Raw genomic sequence first — 14,346 nt, 5'->3', positions numbered from 1 at the left:
TGCCTGTGGCGCATGTACTAACGCGAAATACTCAGTAGTCAACGTAAAGCCGATCCCGGTTAATGACGCCCTCACGCTTCATTTATTTGTAAAGGCGAAGGTATGTCAGAACGACCTGAAGTTAGACCTGTTAACCGGGTGGCCGTTGATGTAGGCGGTACATTTACCGATATCGTGATGCTGCGGGAGGGTAAGCAATTTTCAGCCAAGATACTGACCAGCGCAGATGCGCCAGAGCGCGCGGTGATCGCCGGCATTAGCGATGTGCTTGAGCAGGCATCCCTTAGCTTCGGCGACATCGATCTGTTAATCCTCGGCACCACGCTGGCAACTAATGCTCTGATTGAGCGTAAAGGCGCACGCACCGCCCTTATCACCACCGCAGGATTCCGCGATCTGGTGGAGATTGGCCAGGAAGATCGTTTCGCCCAGTATGATGTCTTTCTGCAAAAGCCGCGCCCCCTGGTTGAGCGCCGGTGGCGCTTCACGGTAGAAGAGCGAATTGATGCGCAGGGAAAAGTGCGAATTCCGCTGAATGAAGCGCAGATTATTGCGCTGGCTGACGAGCTTCGCGCACATGATATTGAAAGTGTCGCCATTGGCTATCTGCAAAGCTTCATCAATCCGCAACATGAACGGCGCACGGCGGAAATCCTGCGCGATCTGCTGCCCGATGTGACATTTTCCCTTTCCAGCGATGTCTGCCCGGAAATCCGCGAATATGAACGGCTCTCAACCGTCTGCGCCAATGCCTATGTTCAGCCGCTGGTGGCAGGCTATCTGCATCGCCTGCAACAGCAGCTTAGTACCTGTGGGCTGCGGGTTGCTCCCTGTCTGATGACCTCCGGCGGCGGCATTACCACGCTGGACAACGGCATCAGCGAACCGGTAAGGCTGGTGGAGTCAGGTCCGGCGGGCGGCGCCATCCTCGCCAGCAATATTGCCAGTCAGCTGGGGTTAATTAAGGTACTGTCGTTTGATATGGGCGGCACGACGGCAAAAATCTGCTTTATCGATCATTTCCAGCCGCAGATTTCACGCAGCTTCGAATTTGGCCGGGTCCACCGCCATCAAAAAGGCTCCGGACTGCCGATCCGTATTCCGGTGATTGACCTGGTGGAGATCGGTGCCGGCGGCGGTTCCATTGCACGTATTGATAATCTGCGTCGCCTGCAGGTAGGGCCAGACAGCGCAGGCTCTGCGCCGGGGCCGGTCAGCTACAATCTCGGCGGCGAGCTGGTCACTATCACCGATGCCAATGCGCAACTTGGGTTGCTGGATCCGGCCCGCTTCGCTGGCGGCAACGTTGAACTCAACGTTAGCAAAGCCGCGCAGGCATTGCATCTTCAGGTTGGTGAACCGCTGAGGCTGGGCCTCGATGAGGCGGCGCTGGCGGTAACGGAAATCATTGCCGAGAACATGGCCAACGCGGCGCGCGTTCATGCCAGCGAATCAGGGAAACAGGTAGACAACTATACCCTTATCGCCTTTGGCGGCGCCGCGCCGCTGCATGCCGCGCGTCTCGCCAGCAAACTGGGCATTGCCCGCGTGGTGATCCCTCACGCGGCAGGGGTGGGATCGGCGCTTGGCTTCCTGTGGGCACCCGTCTCTTATCAGGCGGTCCGCAGCTTCTATCAGCGGCTGGATAATCCAGATTTTGCCGCCGTTAACGAGGTGCTGGATAGCCTGAGCGAACAGGCACGGCAAATTGTGCAGCAGTCAGACAGAACGGCAGAGGTGTCATTACAGCGCAGCGTCTATCTGCGGTATGCCGGCCAGGGACATGAAGTCGCCATTCCGCTGGAGAACAACCGCTTCGATGCTCAGGGGCTAGCAGCGCTGCATCAGCGTTTTACCCTGACCTATCGCCAGCTTTATGGTCGCAGCCTCGATCATGTCGCCGTTGAAGCCATCAGCTGGACGGTCACCGCCGCCACGCCAGCGCCCAATATTATCTCGACCGCGCCTGTCGACGCTGCGGATGGTCAGGGCGAAAGCCCTGCCCGCACGATTTACTCTTTTCACCAGCAGCGTCGCATTCAGGTGCCTGTGCATAGTCGCGCTGAGCTTAATCACACGAACCGGCGACAGGGGCCACTGCTCATTGTCGATCCCGAAACCACCACGCTGGTAGATGAACATTTTTCCGTATGCAGAACGCATGACGGTCATCTGCTGCTGGAACGGCAACATGATTCAGGAGCGGCGCAATGAGCCAGCAGATTATTCAGCATCAGGTCATCTGGAACCGACTGATATCGGTGGTTGAGGAGCAGGCGCAGGCGCTGATCCGCACGGCCTTCGGCACCGCGACACGCGAGGCGGGCGATCTCTCCGCGGGCGTCTTTTTACCGGACGGCCGGATGGTAGCGCAGGCGGTGACCGGCACGCCGGGACACGTAAACTCGATGGCCGAATCGGTAAAACACTTTCTGCGCGACTTTCCCATTGAGACCTTGCAGCCGGGCGATGTGCTGGTGACCAACGATCCCTGGAAAGGCACCGGGCATCTCTATGACATTACGATGGTGACGCCAGTGTTCCATCATCAGCGCCCGGTCGCGCTCTTTGCTTCCACGCTGCATGTGATTGATATCGGCGGCCTTGGACCCGGTCCTGACGGTCAGCAAATCTGGCACGAAGGCCTCTTTCTGCCCATTATCAAATTTATCCATGCCGGCAGGCTCGATGAGACCGTGCTGAATATTGTCAAAGCCAACGTGCGCGAACCGGCTCAGGTCGAGGGCGATTTCCTGGCGCTGGTGGCGTGTAACGACGTGGGTGCCAGACGGCTTATCGCACTGCTGGATGAGTTTGCCTTATCCGATCTTCAGAACGTCGGGGAATACATCCTGGCGCGCTCCGAACAGGCGATGCTTGAAGCGGTGCGCAGCTGGCCGACGGGCAGCTGGGAGAGTGAACTCTGGGTTGACGGCTATGACGAGCCTTTGCGCCTGCAGGCAAAGCTGACCCTGAGCCATGACGGCATTCACGTTGATTTTGCCGGCAGCGCGGGCTTTGTGGCGAAAGGCATTAACGTGGTGAAGGCTTACACCGACGCCTATACCTCGTTTGGCATCCGCTGCCTGATCGGTGCCGACATCCCGAATAACGCCGGCTCGCTGGGCGTGATTAAAATCGATGCCCCAGAGGGGTCAATCCTCAATGCGCCCTATCCGGCTGCCGTTACGTCCCGCCACATTATTGGTCAGATGCTGCCGGATGTCGTGTTTAACTGTCTGCGTCAGGCACGGCCCGGTGAGGTGCCCGCTGAAGGCGCCTCCTGCCTGTGGAACATTCAGCTCTCTGGCGGCCACATTCTGCCGCAGTACGAGGCCAGACATACCCTGACGCAACCGCGGTTCTCAATCACCAGCTTCTCTACCGGCGGCACCGGCGCGCGCCCCCAGCTGGACGGCCTCTCCACTACCTCCTTTCCCAGCGGCGTGCGTAATGTTTCGCTGGAGATCCTGGAATCCATTAGTCCGGTGGTGTTCTGGCGTAAGGAGTATCGGCAGGATTCCGGCGGCGCAGGCACGCAGCGCGGCGGACTGGGCCAGGTCATTGAGCTTTCGCACGGTCAGGATCTGCCGATGGAGCTGGGCGCCGCCTGGGATCGCATTCATTTTCCTGCTCAGGGCGCGGAAGGCGGATGCGCTGGCGCGCCTGGACGCGTCACGCTCTCCACCGGCGAGACACTTTCTGGTAAAGGGCGTCAGGTCGTTCCACCAGGCAGTCGCCTGATTGTCGAAACGCCTGGCGGCGGCGGGCTGGGCAAGCCGGTAAATCGCCCGGAGCCTTACGTTACGCGCGATCTCGCCAACCAGCTTATCAGTACCGAATCCGCCGCTGAAATCTATGGGCACGATGTCCGACCGACTTATAAAACGGAGTAAATTATGCTGCCACTTTTTCGCCGCTCGCTGTTAGCGGCTGCACTGGGCGTCTCGCTGTTAAGCGGCGGCGCGCAGGCTGCGCAACCCCAGACGGGCGGTACGCTGAACCTGGTGCTGAACTACGAACCGCCCGCGCTTATCGCACTGACCACCGTAGCCACGCCAGCGCTCAGCGTCAGCGCCAAAGTGACCGAAGGGCTGCTCAGCTATGATTACGATCTTAACCCGCAGCCGCAGCTGGCGACCCGCTGGGAGATCAGCGCCGACGGCACGCGCTATACCTTCCATCTGCGCCCCAACGTTAAATGGCATGATGGCCAGCCGTTTACCTCGGCAGACGTCGCTTACTCCATTGAGCTGCTGAAAAAGGTGCATCCGCGCGCATCCAGCACCTTTGCCAACGTTACAAAAGTGGAAACGCCGGATGCGCTGACCGCCGTGCTGGTGCTGTCCAGACCGGCGCCCTATCTGATCAAAGCGTTTGCCGCGGCAGAATCACCCATCGTGCCAAAGCATATCTATGACGGGAGCGATCCGCTGACCAACCCGCACAATAATGCGCCGGTAGGCACCGGACCCTACATCTTTGATAAATGGGTACGCGGCAGCTATATCCTGTACCGGCGCAACCCCGACTACTGGGATAAAAACCGGCCTTATCTCGATCAGCTGGTTGTGAAATTCATTCCGGATGCCGCTGCACGCTCCGTCGCCTTCGAAACGGGGGATGCCGATCTTGGTTATCGCACGCCGGTCGCGCTTAATGATGTCGCGCGTCTTAAGCAGCTGCCGCAGCTGGGATTCGAGACCAAAGGAAACAGCTACTCCTATAACGTCAGCTCGCTACAGTTCAATCTCGACGACGCGCATTTCAAAGACCTGCGCGTACGTCAGGCAGTCGCGCACGCCATTAACCGCGATGTAATTTTACAGGTGGCTTATTTCGGACTCGGTCAGGTAACCGCTTCGCCCATAGCGCCGGGCATTAAGGCTTATCACGATCCCGCGCCCTCGCCCTATGCGTTTGATATCAAAAAAGCCAATGCGCTGCTGGATCAGGCGGGCTATGCAAAAGGCAGCGACGGCACGCGCTTCAGCGTGACGCTGGATTACAACCCGATAGCGGAAGATTTGCGTAAAACCGCGGAATATACCCGCTCGGCGCTGGCGAAAATTGGTATCAAAGTCACGCTGCGCGCCCAGGATCTCTCCAGCTTTGTGCGCCGTATCTATACCGATCGCGACTTTGCGTTTACCCTCAATGGCCACAGCAATCTGTATGATCCAACCGTCGGCGTGCAGCGCATCTACTGGTCAAAGAATTTCCGCAAAGGCGTCCCCTTCTCTAACGCATCGGATTACCACAACCCGGAAGTAGACCGCCTGCTGGAAGCCGCGCAGACGGAAAACGATCCGCAGAAGCGCGTTGAGGAATTCAAAGCATTTCAGAAAATCGTCGAGCAGGACCTGCCTGATATTAATCTGATTTCGCCGCAGTTCATTACTATTTATAACCGCCGGGTGCATGACCACTCCGTCACCGCTGACGGCATAGAGGGCAATCTCTCTCAGGTGTGGCTGGATAAAAAGTAAATCTACAGCAGGAGCCGCAGAGTATGGCTCCTGCTGGCATTTTCATTAGCACGCTAAGCTTTGCATAAATCGATCTAATTGTTCTCTGCGGATTGCCTTATGTTGGGAGGCTGTTCGGGATACTTTTCCCTGTTTCTGGCCGGAGTGAGAACAACAGACTATGCATCTCGCCGCTTTCCTCAATGCGGGGCCAATGGGCACGTCGGGATGGCGCCATCCTGATGCTGACCCAGGCTTTCTGACCGCAGACTACTATCGCCATGTCGCAAAACTGCTCGAAGCGGCCTGCTTCGATCTCGCCTTTATTCCTGATGCGCTCTCGGTGCCGCGTTCGCTGGGCGGCTCATTTGCGCCTGCGGTGCAGTGGGGTTCGGGGACGCCTCGGCTGGACCCGCTGGTGATCCTCGGCGTGATGGCGGGCGTCACGGAACATCTGGGGCTGGCCGCTACTCTTTCGACGGGCTATCACGAACCTTTTCACCTGGCGCGCGCGCTGGCGACCTTTGATCACGTCACTAACGGTCGGGCGGGCTGGAATATCGTGACCTCGTTTCAGGATGCGGAAGCGCAGAACTTTGGCCAGTCGGCGCTGCCACCACGAGAAGCGCGCTATGCGCGCGCCGAAGAGGTGGTAAGTGCCGCGGCCCAGCTGTGGGACAGCTGGGATGATGAGACACTACAACAGAATAAACGCACGGGTGAATTTGGCCTCGCGTCAAAAGTCCGCTCGGTCAATTTCCACGGCGATTTTGTCAGTACGCAGGGACCGCTTAATGTTCCGCGCATGCCACAGGGCTATCCGCTGCTGATTCAGGCGGGGGCATCCCCCAGCGGCCGCGATTTTGCCGCGCGCTGGGCGGATGTCATTTTCTGTAGCCATGAATCCCTGGCGTCAGCTACCGCGTTTTATCGGGAAATGAAACGGCGCGTCGCCGATCATGGACGCGATCCGCAGCAGGTGCGCATATTGCCTGCGGCGACCGTCGTGGTGGGCGACAGCGATGCGGATGCGCAGCAAAAGCATCGCGCTTTCGCTGAACGAGTGCACCCGCTGGCCGGGCTTTCTCGCCTGGCCTATCACGTTAATGTCGATCTTACCCGATACGATCTTGACGGCCCTTTGCCCGATCTCGGCGAAGTGGGCGTGCAGGGCCATTATGATGAGGTGCGGGAATTTGCCCAGCGTGAAAAGCTGAGTATCCGTGAAATCGGGCGCTGGTACGGCGCGCGCACCGAGGGCAACATGATCGGCTCCGTCTCCACCATTGTCGATACCATGGAGCAGTGGCTGGAACAGGACGCTGCCGATGGTTTTATGATCCAGGCGACGCACCTTCCGGGCGCTTTTAGAGAGTTTGTTCGCTACGTGGTACCGGAACTACAGCGTAGGGGTTTACATAAAACTCACTATCAGGGCGCAACCGCGCGCGCGCACTTTGGTCTGGAACGACCCGCTCGGGACGCGTGGCAGCAGCGCGCGTTGCGGAGGTGACGATGGCCGTCACCTTTCCTTCGGGGCCGTTAGTCTCCGCAGCGTGGCTGGCGCAACATCATGCGCATGTCATTATCCTGGACTGCTCTGTCGCCCGCGCTGTGGATGGCTCCGGCCAGACGGTATTTTCCTCCGGTCGCGATCTGTTTACGCAGCAGCATATTCCCGGCGCGCAGTTTGCCGATCTCTTTGATGGCTTCTCTGATCCAGACGGCGACTTTCTTTTTACAGCGCCCAGTGCGCAGCGGCTTTCCTCTGCGCTGCACAACGTCGGGGTGAATCAGCAAAGTTTAATCGTTGCTTACGATCGGCTTAATGGCGCTTATGCTGCGCGGATCTGGTATCTGCTGACCGCGCTCTATGGCTGGTCAAACGTGCGCGTACTGGATGGCGGTCTGGCGGCCTGGCAACGTCTTCCGCAGCCGCTGGAAAGCGGGGCCGCACGTCCTGTGGCTCGTGGCACGGTGCGACTCGGCGCAGCACGGCCCGCGCTGGTGTCGACGGAACGCGTCGCTGAAGAGCGACAGCGGCCCCTGGTCTGCGCACTGCGATACGAATCTTTTCAGCAGGCGCATATTCCCGGCAGCATCAGTCTGCCCTATCCCGCCTTGCTTAACGAAGATGGCCTGGTCGATACCCACCGCGTAGCGGCAGCGCTGCATACTGCACGTATCTCGCCGCCGGAGCAATTACTGCTCTACTGCGGCGGCGGGATTAACGCCGCCGGTTTAGCGCTGGCGCTGGTGGCCGCTGGCTATCCCCTCGATGCCCTCTTGCTTTATGACGACTCGCTCAGCGGCTGGTTGAGCGATGCCTCACGTCCGGTTGCCAGCGGTGCTGGCAGGTAATCAGTTAACAAAGGAAACCGCTATGCAGACATTAAGCTGGCGCGATCGCGCGGTTCGCGACGCCCTTCGACATATCCGGCAGAACAAACCCTTTTGCTATGGGCTGACTAACTATATTGCCGCTAACCTCTCCGCCAACGTGTTGCTGGCAATAGGCGCCGGGCCGGCAATAGGCGCTGCGCTTGACTGGCAGCAGGCTTTCGGCGGCCATGCCAGCGCCGTCTGGATCAACGCCGCCTGCCTGATGAGCAACACGCCGCATGAGGTGCGCCAGGCCGCGCGCGCGGCGCATGAGGCTGGCGTACCCTGGGTGCTGGATCCGGTCGCGGTTGGCGCTGGCGCCGGTGAGTACGATCGGGTAGTTCAGGGACTGCTGGATTTCAGACCCACAGCCATTCGCGGCAACGCCTCAGAGCTGATCGCGCTGGCGGGCGGCAAAGGCGACGGTAAAGGAGTGGAAACAACGCTGACCTCGCAGGATGCGCTGCCCTTTATTAACGACTTTTCCCGCAGTCAGGGATGCATTACGGCAGTAAGCGGAGCGGTGGATTATATCACCAACGGTCACGAGACGCTGGCTGTTGAGGGCGGCGATGCGCGTTTAACGCAGGTTACGGGCGCAGGATGCAGTCTGGGCGCGCTGACCGCCGCGCTGCTCTCTACCACGGCAGAACCGTTAACGGCTGTGGCCGCTGCACATGTCTTTTATGCGGAAGCCAGCCAGCGCGCGTCTTCAGCGCGCGGCACCGGTAGCTTCGCCATTCGCTTCCTGGACGAGCTGTCATTGCTGGATGCTGATGAAATCTAAACCTGCGTCCCCATCGGGGACGCAGAACGATTAAGGTGACAGTGTCACCACATGGCTGGCGATGTCCGGACGGGTTTTGATCATTCCCTGCTGCACATACCAGTCGGCGATATGCTGGATATGCCCAATCGCGCTGGCATCGACCGGCGTCACCGGAACGGTATTGACCCTTCCCAGCTGTTCCGCCAGGCCATTACCCAGCTGTCCCATCTGTTTCGCCCAGATCTCGCCCGCCTCAGTTTGATGGGTTTTCGCCCAGGCGTTCTCCTGTTGCAGCACTTCGTAGACCCACTTCAGCACCTGCGGGTGCGCCTGAGAAAAGGCTTCGCTGACAAAATAGCCCGCTGCATTTTCTGAGCCTACCTGCTTGCCATTGGCGACGGGCCGGGCGTCATAGCTCTGCCTTGCCAGCGATAAAAACGGATCCCAGGTAGCCCAGGCATCAACATGCCCGCCGACAAAAGCGGTGCCGGTATCTGATGGGCTGAGGTACACTTTTTGCACTGCCCCTTCCGGAATACCTGCGCTGCTCAGCGCTCGCGACAGCAGATACTCGCCGGTCCCGCCTTTGTTCACCGCGACTTTTTTGCCGCGCAGATCGTTTAGCGAGGCGATGCTGCTCGCTTTGCGCACCACGATGCCTTCTCCCTCTGCCGGCATCGCCTGGTAAGCGAAAAATTTCAGCGGTAAGCCCGCCGCGATCGCTGTTACAAAGGCGGTCGAACTGCCCGTGGTGAGGTCGACAGAACCCGCATTGAGCGCCTCATATGCGGGCGCAGCAGCGGAAAACGGACCCGCCCATTCTACTTTTACATGATGCGCCGCCAGCGCTTTTTCCAGCGTTCCCTTCTCTTTAGCCAGCGCCAGATCGGTCGGGCCACGTAAAAATCCGATGCGCAGCGTGATATTCTCCGCTGCCTGCGCGGCGCTGACGCATAAGAGAATCGCGGCGATCGCCGAACGGATATAAGGAAGTGTCATGATGTTTTTCCGCCCTGAAGGTGAATGGCGGCAGGAATAAAACCCGCCGCATAAAGGTCATCAGCCTGTTGTTGCTGTTCGGCGATCAGGCTTTCGTCGGCAGCGGCGATCCCCCACGGGCGTGCGCGCAGCGCTGTCTGCCATTCTTCGACCGTGACCTTGTCTGCAATATGCTGCGTCAGCAGCTGCGCCGCCAGCTGAGGATGAGATTCAATCCAGCGATCGTTATGCTGTAGCTGTTCCACCACCCAGTCTGCCGCGTGTGGATGCTGCTCCAGCCAGTCGGCGCGCGTCCAGAACAGAGAACGATTCACTATCTCGTCGCCTACGCTGGCAAGCTGAGTTATCGCGGCATGGCTGCGCGCGCGCGTCAGCCAGGGATCAATGGCCAGCCAGCCGTCAATCTCCTCAGCGAGCAGTGCTTCCAGCGCCGCTTCGCCCTGGATATCCACCAGCTCCACATCGCTGCGCCGTAACTGCTGTTTATGCAGTAGCCGGGCCAGGAAGTGATCGGTAAAAGAACCAATCATGGCGGATAAACGTAATCCTTTTAACGAAGGCAGCGCGCGTCCCCGTTTTGTTAGCAGCGCACAGCTGGCATCGCGCGGCGGCGAGCTGGCGAGATAAGCGACATCCAGCCCGCCCGCCTGCGCGTTAACTGGCGGCGTTGATCCGGTGCCGACCACGTCCAGCTGGCCGCGCGCCAGCCATTCGCCGCTGCGAGCGCCCTGCGTGTAATCCGTCCATGCGATCCGCCATCCACGTTCTGCGGCGAGGTTCTCCAGCACGCCGCGATGGCGCAAAATAAACAGCGACAGATTGCTGGGATGGCTGCCTATACGTATCTCCATCACGCGTTATCCTCCAGCGGGCGATCCCACAAATTGCCCCAGGTAAAGCTGTTGTCCGACGTTGATGAGGCGGTCTGGGACAGGTCGAGACGCGGCATCACCAGTTCGCTGAAGCGGTATGCCTCTTCCAGCAGCGGAAAACCAGAGAGAATAAAAATCTCAACCCCGGCTTGCTGATAGGCGCGCAGCGTACGCTCAACCGTTTCCGGGCTGCCTACTATCGCCGTGCCTGGACCGGGACGCACCAGTCCGATCCCCGCCCATAAGCCAGGATAGATCTCCAGCTCGCGTGGGTTGTCCGGCTTGTGGTTGTTATGCAGGGCGCTCATTCGTGATTGTCCTACGGAGTCTGAACCGCTCGCCAGCTTGTGCCGGGCCGCAATCGCCTTTTCGTCCATGGTTCGATAGAGCGCCTCGACCGCTTCCCAGGCCTGCTCATCGGTTTCACGCACAATGACATACATGCGAATGCCAAAGCGCAGCTGACGGCCGTGTCGTTCAGCGCGCGTCCTGACCTGTGCAATCTTTTCAGCGGCCTGCGGCGGGGTTTCTCCCCATGACAGGTAGGTATCTATATGCTTTGCCGCCACTTCCTGCGCGGCGTCAGACGAACCGCCAAACCAGAGCGCCGGCGGCGGATAACCGCCGTTGCCCAGCGCCAGCCTGGCGTTATCGATGTCCAGATGTTCGCCCTTGAAAGTGACCGGCTGCTCAGCCAGCAGCGGGCGCAGCACCTGTAAGAATTCGTCGCTCAGATCATATCGGGCGTCGTGATCGAGATGCATGCCATAGGCGCCCAGCGTATTCTTGTCGCCACTGACCACATTCAGCAGCACGCGTCCCTTAGAGAACTGATTGAATGTAATTGCCATTTTGGCTAACAGCGTGGGAGAAATCAGCCCTGGCTGAATAGCGATAAGAAACTTCATTCGCTCGGTATAAGGAATGAGCGATGCCCCAAGTATCCAGGGATCGTGCGCGCCGGTCGCCAGCAGCGCGCCGGTAAAGCCGAGATGATCGACCGCCCGCGCGATCTGCTGGAAATAGGCGTAGTTAACCTGCCGACTGCCAGAGGTCGTCCAGGGCTGAGGGCCATCGGGTGCGGTGAGATACCAGTAAATTTCCACCTTTTAATCCTGTATTTGTTGATGTCATCACAGGATTAACAAAGGGTTAGCTCAGGGGGAAATAGTTAAAACGGCAAAGCTTAGCTGAAATCTGCTTCTGGGGGTCGTCAAAAGCCAGCAAAGGCGACGGCAATGTGCATGTTCTGCTTGAGCGCCAGAGCTCGCCGGACAGGCATATGGCATTTCGCCTGATGCGTTATGTCGTGGCCGCCTCAAGATAAAAAGGCTTCGCGCGCACACCGATTTTAATAATCGAAAAATTACGATAAAAAAATAAGCCCTGTATCACAGAGTGAGATGTAACATTGCGATATTTATATATAGCCTTATAAATCAAAAGGATTTTTTTATGAGAATGTTAAATGTTTCAGAAGTAAGTTGTATCTCTGGGGCCGGTGCAGATTCTTATAGAATGGCTGTTAATCTTGAACTTGCACAAGTTATGGCTGCAAATTTTTCTCAATGTAATGTAAAAGATTTGACTATGGATATGTTCAAATCCGCAGTAGCAGCCGGTGCACTAGGTTCAATGAGCGCAGCCGTAGTAGTTCCCGGCATTGGAATGGTGCCAGGATGGATTGCCGGGGCAGCTTCAGGCGCGGCTACAGCTGCCTTCACTTACGGATTAACCTGTTGGTGGTAATTAAACCGGTGAAAAAATTCGTTTTAAACACGTTGCTGGTAATTTTTATTTTACTTTTAATAGACTATTTTACTGTTGAAAACTTTTTGACCGTAAAAAACTCAATTAAAATAATTCTCACTGGAATTATAACAGGAATAATAAATTACAAGTTATGCGTGAAATAAAATGAAAATAGCTAAGGCCTTTCAGCAAAACACTGGCTGAAAGGCTTATTACAGCGATGGACCATTATACATCCGATGCCGTTTAACTATTTCCCCGCCAGTATCATCCAGTCCGAATCCTCTCCGAATCTTCCCGCTTCCGGGTTTACCCTCACGCAGCGGCGTCTCTGCTCTCCGCAGGTCGCCGCTGTTCCTCTCTGACAGCATGGCCTGCGTGTTCTTCTGCTCCCGGATGGTCGCATAGTTGTCGAGTATCTGCTGCCCCCTGCCACCACAGAACGCCCGCGCCCGAGGCTGCCAGCAGCCCGGACACCAGCACGATGATCAGTCACGTCTGGCTGACCATCCGCACCATGCCCTGCGTGTGCTGGCTTATGGCTGATGTCAGGCGCTTACGAGCGCACCTCTTGCTTACCTGTTGCGATATCACTTCCGGCGGCGCAGATGACTGGTTACAGCACCCATTAGTAAAAGCAATGTTGTTCCCGGCCTTTAGTCGGGGCGGCGGCGGCTGGTCAGGGGGACAACCGGGCTTCAGGTCCGGCTCCGGGTGGATTGCCGGAGAGGGCGCGGGGGTTCAGGTCTGGCTCGAATATGGGGTAAGGTGAGCACCAATAAATGATGTAACTAATGGCGGTTTTTTTTTAGTATAATTTTTCTACTCACAACCCTCTATGTGTAATGTCTGGGTTGATAGTTCTCGCCCACAAATCTGAGGTCATTTTGTGAACCCGGAGAATTTGAGTTGTGAATACTCCAGGCTGTCATCCCACGCACTTTTAGACTGGCAGGCTGGCTTGCCTGTTTGAATTAATAACATGCTCAGCCAGCCCCCATTAATCTTTTATTTGCTAATGAATATTAGCCGGAATTACATTCGGGTTCAGGTTACTGTGTTGATCCATGTTTTTGGCGGAACCAGCTTTGAGATTGCAATGTTATAAATTTCATGACCCTGCCGAATCTGATAGTTAGCATGCACCCTTTCACCGGCGCCGTAATAGCGGGCTTCTTGCAGGAAACACTCGCGGTTGATACCCCCCAACAACCACATACGACGCTTTGCAATTTCATAGGTCATGAAGAAGAAATGATCAATAGGTTCGTTCGCATGTCGGGCTGTAATCTGGGCAGTATAATCCTCACGAGGCGCCACCTTCCGCTTAACCGTCTTGACCCCAATGCGAATATTCGATGCTGTTATGAAATCAGGCTCACCGGCAGCATCGTCTGATACCCATGTGAACTCATGAACGCCCTCGTGCTTAAGCCACGATTTAAAAACCATCTCTCCAAGGTCCCCTACCCACCGCTCATCAGTGGCAGCCTCTGTATAAATATTTCCATACTGGCGGTCACGTTTGGCACGTATCTGCCTGGCCTGTTCTTCATATTTCGGCGCTATCAGAACAGAAATCCATCCTTGCGTATGGATCTGGCTATTCGTCATCGTCTCAGCCCTCAGTCGGGTGCGGCCTGAGGAAGCGCGCATTGTTAAAGTGAACCAGGTGGGAGGAGGCACCAGCCCTCCACGCTGTGGTTTTCCGGGCGATTTCGCCCAGGCAGGGTCCTGTGACGGGCCGGTTTGGGAAGACGGTCATAATGACTTGTTGCACGGTCTCAAGGTAATCATTGTTATCTTTCATTCAGTCAGCATTTCCAGCCTGGCGTCGATCATGTCTTGCGTAAGCGTTCGTTGCTGCATGGCCCATTCACCAAGCCTGATGAGGGTATTCCGACCTGGGTACTTCATCAGCTTGAGATCGGTAGCATTAACCTGCGTATGGCCATTGAAGCGGCGGAAATGTTCATCTACCGCTGTTGTGTTCAGGAACAAGACCAGCCCACGGGCCAGCGCCTCGGGCAAGCCGTGTTTATTTTCGTGAAACAGGTTCAGGTGGTTCTCGAAGCCCAGCCTCGCATGATCGCCAAAGGCCGCA

The 14,346-nt window shown here is 57.2% G+C and carries 11 protein-coding genes and 2 pseudogenes; 8 read left to right on the top strand and 5 right to left on the bottom strand.

The features are described from left to right. Nucleotides 1–102: 102 nt before the first annotated feature. The 6 genes from BBB56_RS21825 (at nucleotide 103) to thiM (ending at nucleotide 8,637) form a co-directional block, all read left to right on the top strand. Nucleotides 103–2,214, top strand: coding sequence for a hydantoinase/oxoprolinase family protein (locus BBB56_RS21825; protein WP_123803018.1), 2,112 nt, complete (start codon nucleotides 103–105; stop codon nucleotides 2,212–2,214). Further along, nucleotides 2,211–3,896, top strand: a complete 1,686-nt coding sequence (locus BBB56_RS21820) for a hydantoinase B/oxoprolinase family protein (RefSeq protein ID WP_123803017.1) — start codon at nucleotides 2,211–2,213, stop codon at nucleotides 3,894–3,896. The genes BBB56_RS21825 and BBB56_RS21820 overlap by 4 nt, the downstream gene beginning before the upstream one ends. Before the next feature lie 3 nt (nucleotides 3,897–3,899). Further along, nucleotides 3,900–5,489, top strand: coding sequence for an ABC transporter substrate-binding protein (locus BBB56_RS21815; RefSeq protein WP_123803016.1), 1,590 nt, complete (start codon nucleotides 3,900–3,902; stop codon nucleotides 5,487–5,489). A gap of 160 nt (nucleotides 5,490–5,649) precedes the next feature. Then, nucleotides 5,650–6,981, top strand: coding sequence for an LLM class flavin-dependent oxidoreductase (locus BBB56_RS21810; RefSeq protein ID WP_123803015.1), 1,332 nt, complete (start codon nucleotides 5,650–5,652; stop codon nucleotides 6,979–6,981). A 2-nt stretch (nucleotides 6,982–6,983) separates the two neighbouring features. Continuing rightward, complete coding sequence (locus BBB56_RS21805; RefSeq protein ID WP_123803014.1) at nucleotides 6,984–7,829, top strand: sulfurtransferase; 846 nt, start codon at nucleotides 6,984–6,986, stop codon at nucleotides 7,827–7,829. Between the two features lie 22 nt (nucleotides 7,830–7,851). Then, nucleotides 7,852–8,637, top strand: a complete 786-nt coding sequence (gene thiM / locus BBB56_RS21800) for a hydroxyethylthiazole kinase (protein WP_123803013.1) — start codon at nucleotides 7,852–7,854, stop codon at nucleotides 8,635–8,637. 30 nt (nucleotides 8,638–8,667) lie between these two features. On the opposite strand, the gene BBB56_RS21795 is transcribed toward thiM, so the two are convergent. The 3 genes from BBB56_RS21795 to BBB56_RS21785 are packed head-to-tail and all read right to left on the bottom strand — an operon-like array spanning nucleotide 8,668 to nucleotide 11,596. Then, entirely contained in the window at nucleotides 8,668–9,618 is a 951-nt protein-coding gene (locus BBB56_RS21795; RefSeq protein ID WP_123803012.1) for an aliphatic sulfonate ABC transporter substrate-binding protein, read from the bottom strand. Then, nucleotides 9,615–10,469, bottom strand: a complete 855-nt coding sequence (locus BBB56_RS21790; RefSeq protein ID WP_123803011.1) for an ABC transporter substrate-binding protein — start codon at nucleotides 10,467–10,469, stop codon at nucleotides 9,615–9,617. The genes BBB56_RS21795 and BBB56_RS21790 overlap by 4 nt, the downstream gene beginning before the upstream one ends. Continuing rightward, nucleotides 10,469–11,596 carry an LLM class flavin-dependent oxidoreductase gene (locus BBB56_RS21785; protein ID WP_123803010.1) on the bottom strand — a complete coding sequence of 376 codons (1,128 nt, stop codon included), beginning with the start codon at nucleotides 11,594–11,596 and terminating at the stop codon, nucleotides 10,469–10,471. Before BBB56_RS21785 ends, BBB56_RS21790 begins: the two co-directional genes overlap by 1 nt. A 110-nt stretch (nucleotides 11,597–11,706) precedes the next feature. On the opposite strand from BBB56_RS21785, the pseudogene BBB56_RS21780 reads away from it, so the two are divergent. Together BBB56_RS21780 and BBB56_RS21775 are read left to right on the top strand one after the other, a co-directional pair. Further along, a pseudogene (locus BBB56_RS21780) lies at nucleotides 11,707–11,808 on the top strand (Rpn family recombination-promoting nuclease/putative transposase); the annotation flags it as partial. A 137-nt stretch (nucleotides 11,809–11,945) separates the two neighbouring features. Next, on the top strand, nucleotides 11,946–12,239 hold the full coding sequence (locus tag BBB56_RS21775) for a hypothetical protein (protein ID WP_123803009.1): 294 nt from the start codon (nucleotides 11,946–11,948) through the stop codon (nucleotides 12,237–12,239). A gap of 1,050 nt (nucleotides 12,240–13,289) precedes the next feature. Here BBB56_RS21775 and BBB56_RS21760 read toward each other — a convergent pair. Further along, nucleotides 13,290–13,856, bottom strand: coding sequence for a hypothetical protein (locus BBB56_RS21760; protein ID WP_123803008.1), 567 nt, complete (start codon nucleotides 13,854–13,856; stop codon nucleotides 13,290–13,292). 192 nt (nucleotides 13,857–14,048) lie between these two features. Next, nucleotides 14,049–14,346, bottom strand: a pseudogene (locus tag BBB56_RS21750) (SAM-dependent methyltransferase); the annotation flags it as partial.

Source organism: Candidatus Pantoea deserta, from assembly GCF_003813865.1.
Classification (GTDB): Bacteria; Pseudomonadota; Gammaproteobacteria; order Enterobacterales; family Enterobacteriaceae; genus Pantoea; species Pantoea deserta.
The sequence above is the reverse complement of the archived record's forward strand: the minus strand, read 5'-3'. Positions and strand labels throughout refer to the sequence as shown.